This is a genomic window from Bradyrhizobium elkanii USDA 76 (genome assembly GCF_023278185.1).
GTDB lineage: Bacteria > Pseudomonadota > Alphaproteobacteria > Rhizobiales > Xanthobacteraceae > Bradyrhizobium > Bradyrhizobium elkanii.
Map to the genome: position 1 here is coordinate 5,312,599 of NZ_CP066356.1, position 17,186 is coordinate 5,329,784.

A 17,186-nucleotide genomic window follows, 5' to 3' on the forward strand; every position below is an offset into this window, starting at 1 on the left:
GCCGCTATGCCCGGCGGCGATGGCCGGATAAATCACCCGGTAGCTCCGACAATCGAAACCAGGAGTTTTGAATTGGATCGCCTCACCAGCATGGCCGTCTTCATTAGGGCGGTCGATCTCGGCTCGTTTGCGGCCGCCGCCGATGCGCTCGAGATGTCGGCCCCGATGGTCGGCAAGCATGTGCGCTTCCTCGAACAACGGCTCGGCGTCCGCCTGCTCCATCGCACCACGCGGCGGCAGAGCCTGACCGATTCAGGGCAAGCCTATTACGAGCGCTGCCGCATCGTGCTCGGCGAGGCCGAGGCCGCCGACGCGCTCGCCTCCGATCAATCGTCGCAGCCGCGTGGCCGGCTGCGGGTGACGATGCCGGCGCTGCTCGGCCGCTACTGCATCGTCCCCACGCTGCTGAAGCTCGCGCAGAAATATCCCGCGATCGAGCTCGATCTCGCGTTCGGCGATCCGATCGCCGATCTGATGGAGGGCGGTTACGACCTTGCGATCAGGACCGGCGAGCTCAATGCGCAATCCGGCGTGATCGCGCGGCGCATCGCGCGCCAGCGCATGGTGGTGTGCGGCTCGCGCGCCTATCTGAAGGCACATGGAAGGCCGCGCACGCTCGACGAGCTCGGCCGGCACCAGCTGATCGTCTACCGCCGCTCGGGTCGCGTTCGCCCCTGGCTGTTCCCGCGCGACGGTCTTGCGCCGCACGAGGTCTGGCCGGCCGGGCGGCTCAGGTTCGACGACCTCGAAGCCATCGCGGATGCCGCAGCGCGCGGCTTGGGGCTGGCGTGGCTGCCCTCCTGGCTGGTGCGCGAACGCCTCGACACCGGCGCACTGGTCCGCGTTCTCGGCGACAACGGCGAATTTCCCTACGATTGCCACGCGCTGTGGCTGCCGACGCCGCGATTGCCACTCAAGGTCCGGCTTGCGGTGGATGCACTCGCGGCCACGTTGCCGAAGCTCGTGGCCTAGCGCCGCGCCCCTGATTTGTTTGCAACGATTTTGCGCGCGCATCGTTGGCCGGGCAGCGCGGAATGTGCGGCCTCGTCCGATCCAGGTTCCGTGCCGGCGAGATGATGGAGCGCGAGCATGAACCAGCGCGATGACGACCTGAAAACCGCGATCGAGCGCAGCAACCCGAACGGCGTCGAGCCGCCCTTCTCCGAGGACGATCTGCAGCGACAGCAACTAGGGCCGCGCGGCGTGCCCGGGCAACGCGCGGTGTGCCCGGGCAACCCGACCCGGCGAAGATGACGCCACAACGCGCCAAGAAGACGCCGATCGATGCCGGTTCCGGCGGCCATACCGCCTGAACGCCGAAACAACGAGGAAACAAGAAGGGTTTCACCATGAAGATCACCAGCTTCAAGGACATGTATGTCGCCGAGCTTCAGGAACTCGCAAACGTCGAGGAGCAGCTCGCCGTGGCGCTGGCGCGGATGGCGGAGATCGCCTCGCATCCGTCGCTCAAGGATGCGTTCAGCCGCCATCACCGCGAGACCATCGTGCAGGGCGAGCGGTTGAAGTCGCTGCTGCGGATGCATGGCGCCGATCCGCTTGAGCACACCGACCAGGCCATGCAGGCGCTGATCCACGAGACCGCCAAGATGGTTTCGCTGCTGCCCGACGACAATCTGCGTGATGCCGGCCTCGTCGCGTCGGCGCAGAAGCTCGCGCATTACGAGATCGCCGCCTATGGCAGCGCGGCCGCCCTCGCCGGCCAGCTCAATCTGCGCGACGACCAGCGGCTGCTGCACGACAGTCTCGACGAAGAGCGGCACGTCGACACGCTGCTGACGGCGCTCGCCAAGGGCGAGATCAACCAGGACGCCCTCGCCGCGTGACACGGTAGTTAGCATCGGGCCGCGCCTTGCGCGGCCCCGTTGGCTCTACTCATCCTACGCATCGACGCGGGCGGGAAAAATGCTGCTGCAAATTTCGCGCTTCGCGGGGCTGCTGTCGTTTTTATCTCGCGACTATTGCCCTGCATGGGCCGTTCGATCAGCCTCTCATGATCGATGCCATGGGGAAGACGAACGATGAGCTTCAGGTTCAAGCAGGTTTTCGCAGACACCCAACAGGCGCTCGGCGCTGATCCTGCGCAGGCGCAGGCCGTGTTCCAGGCGCATTCGCAACTCGGCGACGGCGTCAATAGCAGCGTCACGGTCCGGCAATTCAACGTCAGCGTCGACGAGCCGCCGGCGCTGGGCGGCGAGGACACCGCACCGAACCCGGTCGAGTACATCCTCGCCGCGCTCGGCTCATGCCAGGAGATCACCTATCGACTCTATGCCGACGCGCTCGGCATCCCCCTCAACGGCGTCTCCGTCAAACTATCCGGGGCGATCGATCTGCGCGGCTTCTTCAGCGTCGATCCAAACGTGCGAGCCGGTTTCCAGCAGATCGAGGCCGAGGTCGCCATCGACAGCCCGGCCTCCGCGGCCGACATCGCCCGGCTGAAGGAAACCGTCGACCGTCACTGCCCTGTGCTGGACATCCTGCGCAATCCGACGCCGGTGGATCTGAAGCTGCGCACCGGGCCGCTCAGCGCGGCGGCCTAGCTTCGCGATGTGAGCGTTAACTCACCCTCCACCATGCGCCGAGGTCGGCTGCGGTAACCATAAGGCTTAACAGCGCGTCAACGCTCCCCCAACAAGTCTAACTGTTTCTGATGGGGAGAATGGCCCGTGGACGCATTTGCATTCGAATTTATGGGATTGGCGATGATCGCGCTCTGTCTCATCGTGCTGGCGATGCCCGCCGCGCGCCGGCCGTCGAAGAATATCCGCTACGAGTGAGCCGCTCACATCGGCTGCTTGGCTGGACCAGTTGAGGACCGCGAGAAAATAGCGCCCTCAAAGTCATCGAATGGCGATATGGTTGCCCTAATGAGTCCTGACCTGGGACGCAGTCAGGGAATTGACGACGCTTGAACGACACCGACGTCCCGCAGCCCGGCACACCGCCCGCCACCGCGAGCTCGACGCACTCGCCGCTCGAGGTGTTGCTCATCTTCTTCAAGCTCGGCGTCAGCTGCTTCGGCGGCCCGATCGCCCATATCGGCTATTTCCGCGACGAGTTCGTCACCCGCCGCCGCTGGCTTGACGAGCAGGCCTATGCGGATCTGGTCGCGCTCTGCCAGTTCCTGCCGGGCCCCGCAAGCAGCCAGGTCGGCTTTTCGCTCGGCCTGATGCGCGCCGGGTATTTGGGGGCGCTGGCGGCCTGGACCGGATTCACGCTGCCCTCGGCGATCGCGCTGGTGCTGTTTGCCTTCGGCGCCAGCGGATTGAGCGGCCCTGCGGGTACCGGCCTGGTGCATGGCCTCAAGCTGGTCGCGGTGGCGATCGTGGCCCAGGCCGTCTGGGGCATGGCGCGCTCGCTCTGCCCCGACCGCGAACGCGCCTCGATCGCGACCGTCGCGGCACTCGTCATCCTCGCCAGTTCGTCGTCGATCGCGCAGATCGGCGCCATCGTTCTCGGCGCCATCGCCGGGCTCTGGTTCTGCCGGGCGCAACAGCCCAACGGCGTCACCCATATCGCGATGCCGGTATCGCGCCGCGTTGGCGTCGCAGCGCTGATCCTGTTCATCTCGCTGTTGGCCGGACTGCCGCTGCTGTCGCGGACATGGCCCGCCCTCGGCCTGTTCGAAGCCTTCTACCGCTCGGGCGCGCTGGTGTTCGGCGGCGGCCACGTCGTGTTGCCGCTGCTGCGCGAAGCCGTGGTGACGCCGGGCTGGATCGGCGACGATGCGTTCCTGACCGGCTACGGCGCCGCGCAGGCCGTGCCGGGCCCGCTGTTCACCTTTGCCGCCTATCTCGGCGCCGTGATCGGCGGCGTGCCGGGGGCGATCGTCGGCCTCGTCGGCATCTTCCTGCCGGGAATTCTCGTCCTGCTCGGGGCGCTGCCGTTCTGGGATGGCTTTCGCAAACGGCCGGCGGCGCAGGCGATGATGCGCGGCGTCAACGCCGCCGTCGTCGGCATTCTGGGGGCCGCGCTCTACAATCCGGTGTGGACCAGCAGCGTCCACCGTCCGCTCGATTTCGGCATCGCGCTGGCCGGCTTCGTCCTGCTCACGGCGTGGCGTGCGCCGCCGCTCGTGGTGGTCGTGCTCAGCGCGGCCGCCGGCATCGCCTCGGGGCTCCTGCAATCGTGAACGATCGCGCGGTCGTTTCGCCGGGCGAATTAAGAACGCCTTCATGCCTCGCCGCCACGATAGCGGATATATGCCGAGCGTTTCTAAACAACCGGATCCGACCCGGGTTCCCATGCTGGACCTGCTGCGACTCGCCGCGGTCGGGGCCGTGATCCTGTATCACTACGGCTTCTGGGGCACCGCGTCGCACGGCGTTCAGCAAGTGGCGTTGCCGTACCTCGCCCCGATCGCGCAATACGGCTTCCTCGGCGTTCCCGTGTTCTTCGCGATCTCCGGCTTCGTCATTGCCTATTCCGCCGAAGGCCGCACGCCGATCGGCTTTGCAATCGCCCGCTTCAGCCGCATCTATCCGACCTTCGTCATCTGCATGACGCTGACCTTCCTCGCGACGCTGCTGTTGGGCCACGCGTACTTCCACGTGACGTGGGGGCAATGGCTGGCAAACCTGTTCATCGCAGCCCCGATGCTCGGTCAGCCCTACATGGACGACGCCTATTGGTCGCTGGTGATCGAGGTGGTGTTCTACGCCTGGGTCGCGCTATTCCTGGCCTGGGGCATCTTCCCGCGGCGGATCGACACGATCATCGTGGCATGGATCGCCATCACCTTCGCCAACGAGCTGACCTTCGACATTCCGCTGTTCGAGAAACTGTTCATGGCCGACGACAGCGGCTTCTTCGCCGTCGGCCTCCTGATCTATGAGCATTACCGCGGACGGCGCGACAACAGGCTGTACAGCCTGCTGTCGCTCGCGATGGGCACCGCGACGTTCCAGGCCGTGCACAAGCTGGAGCGGCTCGGCGTCCACACCCATGGCAGCTTCGATCCCATGGTGGTGACGGCGATCTGCATCGTCTCGCTCGGCATCGTGTTCGCCGCCACCCGCATCAAGTCGGTAACCCTGCCTGCAGGCCTCGTCAGGGCCGTCGGCGGCATCACCTATCCGCTCTATCTGCTGCATCTGCAGCTCGGTTACGTCATCCTGCTCCTGATCACACCAACGCCGGACGCGCTGTCGACCGCGCTGGTCGTGACGGGCATGGTGCTGCTGGCATGGTTCGTCTGGCGCTTCCTCGAAGGCCCCGCGCATTATCTCGTCAGGGACAGGCTGACGACGCTGGCCTCGCGGCACGGATGGCCGTCACGCATTCGCGCGAACGAAGCGCGGATCGATCGGGACGACGTTGCCTCGCCAATCGAGGCCAGGAGCATCGCCAACCGCTGATCAGTCCGGCGCACATAGCCGGAACAGCGTCCACCCAACGTTGTCGCCGCCGCGAACCTTGGGCGGAAGCGAACACCGTCATTCATCTGCGATGCGTAGTGACGACGCTCAGGCGTAAGCGGGCGGATGGCGCCCGGGGCACCTCGGTATCCTCAGACCCGCCCGCTCCATTCATGATCTCCGGGCATTTCCATTGCCAGTTCATTCGCCAGCTCGAGCGCTTCCTTGACGTCAGGCGTAGACAGACCTTCCGTGAACGTTCGAACGACGGGTAGCAGCAGCTCGGCTGCTCGCGCCTGTTTGCCGGAATGTCGCCATAGGCGCGCCAGGCTGACAGCTGACCGTAATTCAAACGACCGCGCGCTTTGCCTGCGCGCCAGCTCGATCGAGGCGAGGAACATTCGCTCGGCGGATTCAACGGACGATGATCTCGCGTAATTGAGCGTCATCTCACCTTGCAGACGATAGATCTCGGCTTCGTAAAAATGCTCTCCCGTTCTTCTCCCGATCGCCAATGCGCTGTCGAGTTCGCGCAAGGCAGCATCCGGCAAGCCGGCACTTGCATACGCCTTCGCGAGCAAACTCCTGAACCAACAACTGGCGAGCCGGGCGCTCATGCCCTCGTAGCCGTCGATAGCCATTCGCATCTGGTTCAATCCCTCATCGACATTCCCAAGCTCGGTCATCGCCCATCCTCGCAGGATGGTTGTCTGATGCTTCCAATGCAGGAAGCCGTGTTCCGATGAGAGAGCCAGTGCCCTGTTGGTGTAGTCGTGGGTCCCTTCGACATCGCGGAGATGCTGGCAAACGTAAGCACCGAATGTCAGCGCAAACGACAGCGTGAAGGGGTGCCGAAGGTCTTCCGCTTCCGAAATAGCCTGCTGGCTGTATCGGCGCGCCGCGTCGGGACGGCCCAGAAACCACGACACGTACCCGAGATACGAGAGCGAGACGATGCCAGGATGGATGCCATGCGTCGCCGTCAGGGCGCCGTGTAGATCAGGGCTGTACAGGTTCCTGAAGCGATGAAGGTGATGTTCGGCGGCGACAAACCGCCCGCGGTACAGCATGGTCATCGCGATCGCCCGATGCGCCTCGATCAGATATCCCGTCTGTTGCGTCGCGGACGAACTTTGGTTCGATGCCTCGCGCCTTGCGAACTGCAGGAGCTCCGCGCTCAGCTCATGCGCCCGCGCGAGATCGCCGCGGATGAAGTGGCACACCCAAAGTCCGCGCGTCGCCGCAAAGACCTTCGCCATGTTGTCAAGATTTCGGCCGAGTTCGAGCGCGCGAACATAGTTCTCCTCGACTTCCTGGACGGCGTATCCCTTTGCCGCGATCAGGGCGGTGCCCAGGGCGATGCGAAGCTCAAGCTCGGACTCGTTTCGGCCCTGCATGCCGGGTGAGGCTTGCAGAACCCCGAGCCCACGACGCAAATGACCGATCGCCTCCAGAGTCGCACCCTTCATTGCGGCCTGCTTTCCGGCCTTGAGCCAGAAACCCGCAGCCGGCTCGCTTTGGCCAGACTCGGTCAGGTGGTAGGCGAGAAGCTCCGGTTCGCGCTCGATCTTTTCCGGATATTTTTCGGCCAGCACGCGTGCGATCTTGGCGTGCAGCGTTCTTCTTTCCCTGTGCAGCAAGCTTTCATGCGCCGCATTCTGGATCATCACGTGCTTGAACGAGTACAGCGCCTCCGGCAGAAAGCCGAAGCGGACGATCAATCCGGCTGCCTCCAGATGGTTCAGGGCGGCTTCGATCTGGTCCGCCGGCGCCTCGGCAACCTCGCGAAGGATCTCATAAGAGAACTCGCGACCGATGGTGGCGCCGATCTGCGCGATTTTCTTGAACGATCCCATCCGGTCAAGGCGGGCCATCAGGGAATCGTTCAATGTCGCGGGAATAGCGAACTGATGCCACGGACCGGACAAGACGTAACGTCCATGTTGCTCAGTCAAGACGTCGGATTCGAGAACGGCCTTGGTCAGCTCTTCAAGGAAGAGCGGCACGCCATCGGTTTTGACAATGATGTCCTCAATCACCTCTCTGGGAAGCTCCTTTTCTCCAGCCACACGTTCGACCAATATCGTGCGGACCTGTCGGCCGAGACGCTTGAGGTTCGCACTGATGGTGTGCGCATGATCCTTCCAGCCCGGCTGAAACTCCGGACGACAGGTGATCACGACAAGGATCGACGCGTTGCGAACGTTCTCCACCAGCAGATCAAGCACGGCCCGCGAGGTGGGATCGATCCAATGTGCGTCCTCAAAATCGATCAGGAGGGTCTGCCCGCGCGCTTGCGCGAGCAGATGGTTGACGAGCGCGGCGATCGTCGCATCCTTCAGCTGTTGCGGCGAGAGATCCAGGTCCGCGTAGCGGTCCCCGGTCGGAATTGAAAGCAACGCCGCAAGGATCGGCACCACTGTGTCCCTCTCGCCGTTCGAGGCGGCGACGCCAGCTTCAAGCTTTGTCAGCCAAAGCGCAGACGCGTTCTCGCCGTCAAGGCCGAGTGCGAATTTGAGATGCTCGATGAAGGGGTGAAAAGCGGTGCTGCTGTAATAGGGAGAGCACTGGAACGAAACTTGTCCGTGCTGATCACCTGCGATCCGCTCGCGCAATTCCTGAACGATCCTGGACTTTCCAATTCCCGGCTCGCCCGTCAGCAGCACGACCTGCCCCTCACGGGCTTTCGCTTGCTGCCAACGCGTGAGCAGCAGCGCCACCTCTTCGGTGCGGTTGACCAGCGGCGTCAATCTGGAGCCCATGGCTGCGGCAAATCGCGTCTCGGCGCGGCAGGGCCGAACCACGAGCCAGGCCTGGGCCTTCGCGGATATCCCCTTCAGCGCGTGAAATCCGAAGTCCTGGTAGTCGAACTTTCCTTTGAGCAGGGATTGCGTCGAAGACGCAATGACGACGCCGTCCGGAGGCGCCAAGGCCTGCAGACGGGCAGCCAGATTTGGCGTCTCGCCGACAGCGGAATCGTGCTCCTCGGTGTCCTGTCCAACCAGGTCTCCGACGACAACAAGGCCGGTCGCAATCCCGATGCGCACACTGGGCCCACGACTTGCAACGTCGCGGGCGTCACTCGTTCTCGCCGACGACAGGGTCCGTACGATTTCGAGCGCCGCGCGCACCGACCGCTCGGGGTCATCCTCATGGGCATTCGGATAGCCAAAATAGACCAGAATGCCGTCCCCGAGGTAGCGGGCCGCGAAGCCTTCGTACCGCTTGACCACGCTGACGCACTTTTCCCTGAAGCTCGCGATGATGTCGCGGACGTCTTCGGGATCGAACTGTTCGGACAGCGAGGTCGAACCGACCATGTCACAAAACATCACGGTCAACTGGCGCCGCTCGGCGTTCACCGCCGCGCCTTCTGCGACACTCCTGCCGCCGGCGCGACCTTTTGCCGAGCGGGTCAGGGAAGCAACCGCGCGCTGCAAGCGCTTGCGATCTCCCAGCGGAAGTCCAAGTTCGACCAGATCCTGCTCGGTCAGATCGGGCAGGATGTCCAAACCGATGCGATGCAGGACAAAGAGGTCGCTGTACTGGCCGAGATCAACGGTTTCGAGCCAGTGCTTGAGAGCAGCCTCCATATCGGCGCTTGGCCGTTTCTCCGGCATTGTGATCCGTCCGACTGCGGGCCATTGGCGACAATGGGTCTCGTTCGACGATGCCAAGTGACTTGTTTACCGCAGACTGGACGCGCTCACAAAGTGCGAAAACAAGCAAGCAGGCCGATCGAAGACGCACTCTGCATCGGTCGCTCAGATATTCGAGATAGCGCACGCAAGCCGGCCCCGAGAAAGCTCAGCGCTCCGGTTGACCCAAATCGCCATCCCGACGGCGCAAGCTTCCGCAGCGGCGCCCCCCCAACTACGAGTGTCATCGTCCGCGAAAGCGGGCGGTCCAGTACGCCGCGGCCTCTCGGTCCGAGCACAACTGTCTCCGGAATACTGGGCGGATTCAACCGGTCGAGCCGGGCGATGAAAGCTGCAAGTGGGGACGCAATGACGGCGCGGTGCGCCTCGTCACCATGAGGGTCGGTTGCAGAAGTCCGCAAATGTCACAGCCCCAAGCGTGGCGGCGCATGACTTCGGAATAATGGAAAAATATCGCTGATTTGCCCGACGTGTCAAGTTGCCGTGTCGAACGCGGCTGGCTGTCGGCCACTGTGCATGGGGTTGTTTTCGATATTTTGGTCGAGCGCCCCGGCGACAGCGGGCTATCGCCTATGGCGCTCAGCCCACGTTCGTCCTGCCCGGTCAAGGCCGGGCGATGACACCGAAGATGAGGCTCGCCCGCACGACCGCCGAATTCGCGGCACGATCAGGCCGAAAACCCCCTCGAATCACGCCCAATCAATTCAAAAATAGCCCGTCCCTCACCCCGTGCAGGGCCAAAATCCCTGCAAGACCCTTGACATAGCTGCCCTTTCGGCAGAACGCGTGTGGTCAAGCCGTTATGGACACTTCATGGATTTGATTAGCACGACCTCCGACCTCGCCGCCGCCTGCGACCGGCTCGCCAAACACAAGGTCATCACTGTCGACACCGAGTTCCTGCGGGAGACGACCTACTATCCGCTGCTCTGCGTCGTGCAGATGGCGAGCGCGGAAGAAGCCGTCGTGGTCGACGCGCTGGCACCCGGCATCGACCTCAAGCCGTTCTTCGACCTGATGTCGAACGAGGCCGTGCTCAAGGTATTCCACGCCGCGCGGCAGGACATCGAAATCGTCTGGCACCTCTCCGGCACGATCCCGCATCCGATCTTCGATACCCAGGTCGCCGCCATGGTGCTCGGCTATGGCGACAGCATCGCCTATGACCAGCTCGTCGACCGCGTCACCGGCCACCGCCCCGACAAGACCCACCGCTTCACCGACTGGTCGCGCCGGCCGCTGAGCGACGAGCAGCTGCATTACGCCGTCTCCGACGTCACCCATCTGCGCGAGGTGTTCGCGGCGCTCGACGCTGATCTGAAGAAGCGCGACCGCAGCGACTGGGTCAGCGAGGAGATGGAGGTCCTGACCTCGCCGAAGACCTACGACTTCCATCCCGAGCGCGCCTGGGAGCGGCTCAAGACCCGCGTGCGCAAGCCGCGCGAGCTCGCGGTGCTGATCGAGGTCGCGGCCTGGCGCGAGCAGGAGGCGCAGAGCCGCGACGTGCCGCGCTCGCGCGTGCTCAAGGACGATGCGGTCGGCGATATCGCCACCCACGCGCCGACCTCGCTGGAGAAGCTCGGCAATCTGCGTTCGCTGCCGAAGGGCTTCGAGCGCTCCAAATGGGGCGCCGACATCATTGCTGCCGTGCAGCGCGGCCTCGCCCGCGATCAGGCGACGCTGCCGAAGCTGGAAAAGCCGAGAAACAATTCCAACGGTGCGGCGACCGTCGAACTGTTGAAGGTGCTGCTGCGCATGACCTCGGAGCGCCACGGCGTCGCCAGCAAGGTGATCGCCACCGTCGACGATCTCGAGCAGATCGCGGCCAGCGATCAGGCCGAGGTCGGCGCCCTGCACGGCTGGCGCCGCGAACTGTTCGGCGAGGCCGCGCTCAAGCTCAAGCACGGCCAGCTCGCGCTCGCCATCGACAAGGGCCGCGTGGTGCGGGTGGACCGGGGCTAGCACGCGCCGTTCGCCCGGAGCGCGCCAGGTTCCACCGGCAGTCGGCCAGTGGCCGAACGCGTTGCGCCGGAGTTCGACCGGCACAGGCTGAGGTTGCGTCGCGCAAAACCACCGCGCTTGCTAAGGCGCAATTTTCGTGTTGCAATCCCTTCACAATCGGATTGCGGCCGTTCGACTGTGCGTTTCGCGACGTTGCTATCCAAGGCTTCGATGTACAGGGCTTCGAGAGGCGAAACTTCGGACTTGAAGACTTTGGATCTGACGACCCGGGAAGTGAACAGACAGCGCAAAGTCCGCTTGTGGCGTGGCACGTGGAAAACGTGGCCGCGTCTTTTTTATGTCTAAACTGGGAGAGAGACGATGCCGAAGGGTACCGTCAAATGGTTCAACCCGACCAAAGGTTACGGGTTCATCAAGCCAGCCGTCGGCGACAAGGATGTGTTCGTCCACATCTCGGCGGTCGAGCGCGCGGGCCTCAGCACATTGAACGAGAACCAGTCCGTCGAGTACGAGCTGGTGGAGAACCGCGGCAAGGCGTCAGCCGAGAACCTCAAGGTTCACTGAACGCCGCTGCCAGCGGAATTCATCCGGATGCTTCCCCCGGCTGCATCACCCCGGGGGACCTCTCGTGCTACCGCGCGCTAAGGCGCCGGCGCGATCAGCGTGCCGCCCGTCGGCGCGCTCCCAAGCGTCTTGCAGAGGTCGCCTTCGAGCTTGAGCCGGCCGCTTGCCAGAAGCCGCAGCGCCTCCGGATAGATGCGATGCTCGATGGTGATCACGCGCGCGGCGAGCGTCTCGGCCGTGTCGTCGTCAGCGACCGTGACCGCGCCCTGCATCACGATCGGTCCGGCGTCGGTCTCCGGGATCACGAAATGCACCGTCGCTCCGGACAGCTTGACCCCTGCGCGCAACGCCTGACCGTGCGGATCGAGGCCGGGAAAACAGGGCAGCAGGGAGGGATGGATGTTGAGCATCCGCCCGTACCAGTGCCGTACGAACTCGGCGGTGAACAGCCGCATGAAGCCGCCGAGGCAGATCAGCTCGACCTGCCTGTCGTCGAGCGCGCGCTGCAGCACGGCCTCGAAGCCGGCGCGGTCCTTGCCGAACGGCTTGCTCTCGATGACGATGGTCGCAATGCCGCTCGCGGCCGCCTTTTCGAGCCCGGCAGCATCGGCGCGGTTCGAAATCACAGCCACGATCTCGGCCGGGAAATCCTGAGCCCTCGCAGCCTCGATCAGCGCGGCCATGTTGGAGCCGCGGCCGGAGATCAGGATGGCGACGCGGCGCTTCATCGCGAGAGATCGAGATGACCGTTATAGACCACGCGATGCTCGCCCTCATGCGCCCCCTTGGCCTCGATCACCTCGCCGAGCAGCGTCACGGTCTCGCCGCCGGCGGTGAACGCCTCGGTCACGGCGTCGACCGCATCAGCCCTGACGATCGCGATCATGCCGATGCCGCAGTTGAAGGTGCGCAGCAGCTCGAGCTCGGCGATGCCGCCCTGCTCGGCCAGCCATTTGAACACCGGCAGCACCGGCAGCCGCGCCAGATCGATGCCGACGCCGAGATGCTTCGGCAGCACGCGCGGAATGTTGTCGGTGAACCCGCCGCCGGTGATGTGGGCGAGGCCCTTCACGGCGCCGGTGTCGCGGATCGCGCGCAGGCAGGATTTCACATAGAGCCTGGTCGGCGTCAGCAGCGCCGCGCCGAGCGTCATGACCGGCGCGAACGGCGCCGGCGCGTCATAGGCAACGCCGGACTGCTCGACGATCTTGCGCACCAGCGAATAGCCGTTGGAGTGCACGCCGGAGGAAGCCAGCCCGATCACGGCATCGCCCGCCGCGATATCCGCGGTCGGCAGCAGCGTGCCGCGCTCGGCCGCGCCGACCGCAAAGCCGCCGAGGTCGTAGTCGCCATCCTTGTAGAGGCCGGGCATCTCCGCGGTTTCGCCGCCGATCAGGGCGCAGCCGGACTCGCGGCAACCTTCGGCGATGCCGGCAACGATCTGCGCGGTGGCCTCCGGGTGCAGCTTGCCGCAGGCGAAATAGTCGAGGAAGAACAGCGGTTCCGCGCCCTGCACGACGAGGTCGTTGACCGACATCGCGACCAGATCGATGCCGATGCCGCCGTGAATGCCGGTCTCGATCGCGATCTTCAGCTTGGTGCCGACGCCATCGGTCGCGGCCACCAGGACCGGATCCTTGAAGCCGGCGGCCTTGAGGTCGAACAGCCCGCCGAAACCGCCAATCTCGGCGTCCGCGCCAGGCCGCGCGGTGGCCCGCACCATCGGCTTGATCAGATCGACCAGTCGATTGCCGGCGTCGATATCGACACCCGAATCCGCGTAAGTGAGCCCGTTTTTGCGCTCGGTCATGCCCAATTCCAGATGATCAGGGGCTGGTTACGAGGAATTCCGCCCCCGCGCAATGGCTCGCGGCGCTGCCGCCGCGATACTATGTAGATAACACAAGGCGGCTGCGCAAAAGAGCCGGATATCGAGTAAAATCAGGCTTCTAGCCGGGAAGCGATTCAAGTTGAGCATTCCGAACATCATCACCCTCGGCCGCATCATCCTGGTGCCGGTGATCGTCTGGGCCATCGTGTCCAGCCAGATGGAGATTGCGTTCGCGATCTTCGTGATCGCCGGCGTCTCGGACGCGGTCGACGGTTTCCTCGCCAAGCGCTTCAACATGACGAGCGAGCTCGGCGCCCTGCTCGATCCGCTCGCCGACAAGGCGCTCCTGGTGTCGATCTATGTCGCGCTCGGAATCTGGGGCGCGGTGCCGCGCTGGATCGTGATTCTCGTGGTGTCGCGCGACATCATGATCGTCTCCGCCGTGATTGTGTCATGGTTGTTCGACAAGCCGGTCGAGATGAAGCCGCTGATGGTGTCGAAGCTGAACACGGTGGCGCAGGTCGCGTTCGCGGCGCTGGTGCTGGCCTCGCTCGGCTTCGGCTTCGAGCCGCATCCTTACGACTGGATCCTGATGGGCCTGGTCACGATCTTTACTTTGGGTTCGGTGTCCCTCTATCTCGTGGAATGGGTGCGGCACATGAGCACGATCGAAGCTCGGTAGGCGGGATCCGGAAAAGTCGAAGCCGGTTTTCCCGCGGCAAACGCGACGCGTTTGCGCAGAGCTAAAATAAGGTGGTTTGGAGACTTGTGTGGCCAGTAGCGTTCAACCTCGTCAATTGGCCTTGGCCCTGCCGCACGAGGAGAAGCTGACCCGCGACGATTTCCTCGAGGGCCCTGCCAATGAGGCCGCGCTGGCGCTGATCGACGGCTGGCCGGACTGGCCGAACCGAATCATGCTGCTGGTCGGGCCTGACGGCTCCGGCAAAAGCCACCTCGCCGCGATCTGGGCCGAGACCGCCGGCGCGCGCGCGACCGCGGCGCATGCGCTGACCGCCGAGGCGGTGCCGACCGCGCTTGCGACCGGTGCGCTCGTCGTCGAAGACCTGAGGCCGGCGGATTTCGACGAGCGCGCCATGTTTCATCTGATGAATCTGGCGCGCCAGGACGATGCCTATGTGCTGATCACGGCGCGCGTTCCGCCGTCGGCGTTCGAGATCGAATTGCGCGACCTGCGGTCGCGGCTCCGCGCGGTGCCGACCGTGACGCTGCTGCCGCCGGACGACCAGCTGTTCCGCGGCCTGATCGTCAAGTTCTGCGCCGACCGCCAGATGAGCGTGGACGAACCGCTCGTCAGCTATCTGAGCAACCGGATCGAGCGTTCCTACGTTGCCGTCCGGCAGGCGGTCGAGCTGCTGGATACCGAGGCACTCCGGCTCGGCCGTCCCGTTACACGGGCGCTGGCGGCGGAGCTGTTGCGCGATGCCTGATCCATCCCCGCGGCTTGACGGCGCAGGCGAGCGGAACATCAATGTCATCGAAACGTCATCGCAATATCACATGGTTTCAGCGGCTCTCGGCTAGACCGCCCCAGCCCCTGCCCTGAATTGGACCAGCACTTGATGGACTCGGCACAAGCTACTGAAATCAAAGAAAAAGAGGCGGAATTTCCCGCCATTCCCGCAATCGCGACCAGCCCCGAGCGCTTCATCAACCGGGAGCTCTCCTGGCTGCATTTCAACCGGCGGGTGCTCGAGGAATCGGTCAATCTCGGCCATCCCGTGCTGGAGCGGGTCCGCTTCCTGTCGATTTCGGCGAATAACCTCGACGAGTTCTTCATGGTCCGTGTCGCCGGCATCAAGGCGCAGGTCCGCGAGGGCATTACCGAGCGCAGCCCGGACGGCCTGCTGCCGGCCGAGCAGCTCGTGATGATCAACAAGACCGTCTCGCAGCTCGCCTCCGACCAGCAGGCGATCTGGAGCGACCTGCGGGATATCCTGGCCAAGGTCGGCATCCAGCTGGTCGATGGCCGCGACGTCACCAGGTCCGAGCGGAGCTGGATCGAGGATCACTTCCTCCACAACATCTTCCCGCTGCTGACGCCGCTGGCGATCGACCCGGCGCATCCCTTCCCGTTCATCCCGAATCTCGGCTTCACGGTGGCGCTGCAATTGTCGCGGATCTCCGACGGCAAGGCGATGAACGCGCTGATCCGCATGCCCGGCAAGATCGACCGCTTCATCCGCATCCCCTCCACCAAGGAAGGCGCTCCGGCGCGGCTGATCACGCTGGAGCAGGCAACCGGTCTGTTCATCGGCCGCCTGTTCCCCGGCTACACCGTCAAGGGCCAAGGCGCATTCCGCATCATCAGGGACTCCGAACTCGAAATCGAGGAAGAGGCCGAAGACCTCGTTCGCCTGTTCGAGACCGCGCTCAAGCGCCGCCGCCGCGGGTCGGTGATCCGGCTCGAGATCGAGGCCACGATGCCCGAAGAGCTGCGCATCTTCGTGCAGCACGCCTTGTCGGCGGCCGACGACGAAGTGATCCTGGTCGACGGCGTGCTGGCGATGAACGAGCTGTCGCAGCTCACCCGCCTCAATCGCCCGGACCTCGAATTCCCGCCCTATGTGCCGCGTCATCCCGAGCGGGTGCGCGATCATGGCGGCGATATCTTCGCCGCCATCCGCCAGAAGGACCTCGTGGTCCATCACCCCTACGAATCCTTCGACGTCGTGGTGCAGTTCCTGCAACAAGCGGCACGCGATCCCGACGTGGTCGCGATCAAGCAGACGCTCTATCGCACCTCGAACAATTCGCCGATCGTGCGCGCGCTGGCGGAGGCCGCCGAAGCCGGCAAGTCGGTGACCGCGCTGATCGAGCTGAAGGCACGCTTCGACGAGGAAGCCAATATCCGCTGGGCCCGCGACCTCGAACGCGCCGGCGTACAGGTGGTCTACGGCTTCATCGAATTGAAGACGCATGCCAAGCTGTCGATGGTGGTGCGCCGCGAGGGCGGCAATCTCACCACCTATGTGCACACCGGCACCGGCAACTACCATCCGGTCACCGCGCGCATCTACACCGACCTCTCCTACTTCACCTCGGATCCGATCATCGGCCGCGACGTCGCGCGGGTCTTCAACTACATCACCGGCTATGCCGAGCCGAGCGACATCGAGAAGATGGCGGTGTCGCCGCTGACGCTGCGCAAGCGGATCATCGAGCACATCCACGGCGAGATCGCCCACGTCAAGCACGGCCGGCCCGGCGCGGTCTGGATGAAGATGAACGCGCTGGTCGACCCTGATATCATCGACGCGCTGTACGAGGCCTCGCAGGCCGGCGTCTCGGTCGAGCTCGTGGTGCGCGGCATCTGCTGCCTGCGGCCGGGGCTGCCGGGACTGTCCGAGAACATCCGCGTCAAATCGGTGATCGGCCGGTTCCTGGAACACGGCCGAATCTATTGCTTCGGCATGGGCCAGGGCCTGCCGAGCACAAAAGCTGCTGTGTATATCTCGTCCGCCGACATGATGCCGCGGAACCTCGACCGCCGCGTCGAGGTTCTCTGTCCGCTGCAAAATCCCACGGTGCATCAGCAGGTTCTCGAACAGATCATGGTCGCAAACCTGAAGGACACCGAGCAAAGCTGGCAATTGTTGCCGGATGGGTCGTCAACGCGTATGAAGGCCGCGAAAGGCGAAGAGCCCTTCAATCTGCATGACTACTTCATGACAAATCCGAGTCTGTCCGGCCGTGGTAAGTCTCTCAAGGAATCTTCACCGCGCCGTCTCACGCGTCGCAACGAGCGACAGCAGCCATCGTCTTAAGGGGGCC

Annotated in this window: 13 protein-coding genes and 1 pseudogene; 11 read left to right on the plus strand and 3 right to left on the minus strand. The window is 64.3% G+C overall.

What is annotated here, in order from left to right; all coding sequences use genetic code 11:
- The first annotated feature begins 72 nt into the window (after positions 1-72).
- From JEY66_RS25920 to JEY66_RS25945, 6 genes and pseudogenes are all read left to right on the plus strand, one after another.
- Entirely contained in the window at positions 73-972 is a 900-nt protein-coding gene (locus JEY66_RS25920; RefSeq protein WP_026192687.1) for a LysR family transcriptional regulator, read from the plus strand.
- A gap of 117 nt (positions 973-1,089) precedes the next feature.
- Positions 1,090-1,313, plus strand: a pseudogene (locus JEY66_RS25925) (hypothetical protein).
- A gap of 36 nt (positions 1,314-1,349) precedes the next feature.
- The gene (locus JEY66_RS25930) at positions 1,350-1,844 is read left to right on the plus strand and encodes a YciE/YciF ferroxidase family protein (protein WP_018271316.1); all 495 of its coding nucleotides are present in this window, start codon (positions 1,350-1,352) and stop codon (positions 1,842-1,844) included.
- Between the two features lie 195 nt (positions 1,845-2,039).
- Positions 2,040-2,561, plus strand: coding sequence for an OsmC family protein (locus JEY66_RS25935; protein ID WP_016840356.1), 522 nt, complete (start codon positions 2,040-2,042; stop codon positions 2,559-2,561).
- Positions 2,562-2,929: 368 nt separating this feature from the next.
- On the plus strand, positions 2,930-4,153 hold the full coding sequence (gene chrA / locus JEY66_RS25940) for a chromate efflux transporter (protein WP_018271315.1): 1,224 nt from the start codon (positions 2,930-2,932) through the stop codon (positions 4,151-4,153).
- Between the two features lie 112 nt (positions 4,154-4,265).
- A complete protein-coding gene (locus JEY66_RS25945) occupies positions 4,266-5,378 on the plus strand; it encodes an acyltransferase family protein (protein WP_018271314.1) in 1,113 nt (370 codons plus the stop codon).
- 152 nt (positions 5,379-5,530) lie between these two features.
- On the opposite strand, the gene JEY66_RS25950 is transcribed toward JEY66_RS25945, so the two are convergent.
- On the minus strand, positions 5,531-8,998 hold the full coding sequence (locus JEY66_RS25950) for an ATP-binding protein (RefSeq protein ID WP_026192686.1): 3,468 nt from the start codon (positions 8,996-8,998) through the stop codon (positions 5,531-5,533).
- 852 nt (positions 8,999-9,850) lie between these two features.
- Between JEY66_RS25950 and rnd the strand changes: the two genes are divergently transcribed.
- Positions 9,851-10,999, plus strand: coding sequence for a ribonuclease D (gene rnd / locus JEY66_RS25955; RefSeq protein WP_018271312.1), 1,149 nt, complete (start codon positions 9,851-9,853; stop codon positions 10,997-10,999).
- 360 nt (positions 11,000-11,359) lie between these two features.
- Positions 11,360-11,563, plus strand: coding sequence for a cold-shock protein (locus tag JEY66_RS25960; RefSeq protein ID WP_016847412.1), 204 nt, complete (start codon positions 11,360-11,362; stop codon positions 11,561-11,563).
- A gap of 77 nt (positions 11,564-11,640) precedes the next feature.
- Here JEY66_RS25960 and purN read toward each other — a convergent pair whose 3' ends face one another.
- Together purN and purM are read right to left on the minus strand one after the other, a co-directional pair.
- Positions 11,641-12,291 (minus strand): phosphoribosylglycinamide formyltransferase, encoded by a 651-nt coding sequence (gene purN, locus JEY66_RS25965; RefSeq protein WP_018271311.1) that lies wholly within the window; start codon positions 12,289-12,291, stop codon positions 11,641-11,643.
- Positions 12,288-13,373: a phosphoribosylformylglycinamidine cyclo-ligase gene (gene purM / locus JEY66_RS25970; RefSeq protein ID WP_018271310.1), complete on the minus strand. Its 1,086-nt coding sequence runs from the start codon at positions 13,371-13,373 to the stop codon at positions 12,288-12,290. Before purM ends, purN begins: the two co-directional genes overlap by 4 nt.
- 160 nt (positions 13,374-13,533) lie before the next feature.
- On the opposite strand from purM, the gene JEY66_RS25975 reads away from it, so the two are divergent.
- The 3 genes from JEY66_RS25975 to JEY66_RS25985 all read left to right on the plus strand — a co-directional run bounded on the left by JEY66_RS25975 (position 13,534) and on the right by JEY66_RS25985 (position 17,179).
- The gene (locus JEY66_RS25975; protein ID WP_016847415.1) at positions 13,534-14,076 is read left to right on the plus strand and encodes a CDP-alcohol phosphatidyltransferase family protein; all 543 of its coding nucleotides are present in this window, start codon (positions 13,534-13,536) and stop codon (positions 14,074-14,076) included.
- An 88-nt stretch (positions 14,077-14,164) separates the two neighbouring features.
- Positions 14,165-14,842 (plus strand): P-loop NTPase family protein, encoded by a 678-nt coding sequence (locus tag JEY66_RS25980; protein WP_026192685.1) that lies wholly within the window; start codon positions 14,165-14,167, stop codon positions 14,840-14,842.
- Between the two features lie 132 nt (positions 14,843-14,974).
- Positions 14,975-17,179 carry an RNA degradosome polyphosphate kinase gene (locus JEY66_RS25985; protein ID WP_016847417.1) on the plus strand — a complete coding sequence of 735 codons (2,205 nt, stop codon included), beginning with the start codon at positions 14,975-14,977 and terminating at the stop codon, positions 17,177-17,179.
- Positions 17,180-17,186 lie beyond the last annotated feature (7 nt).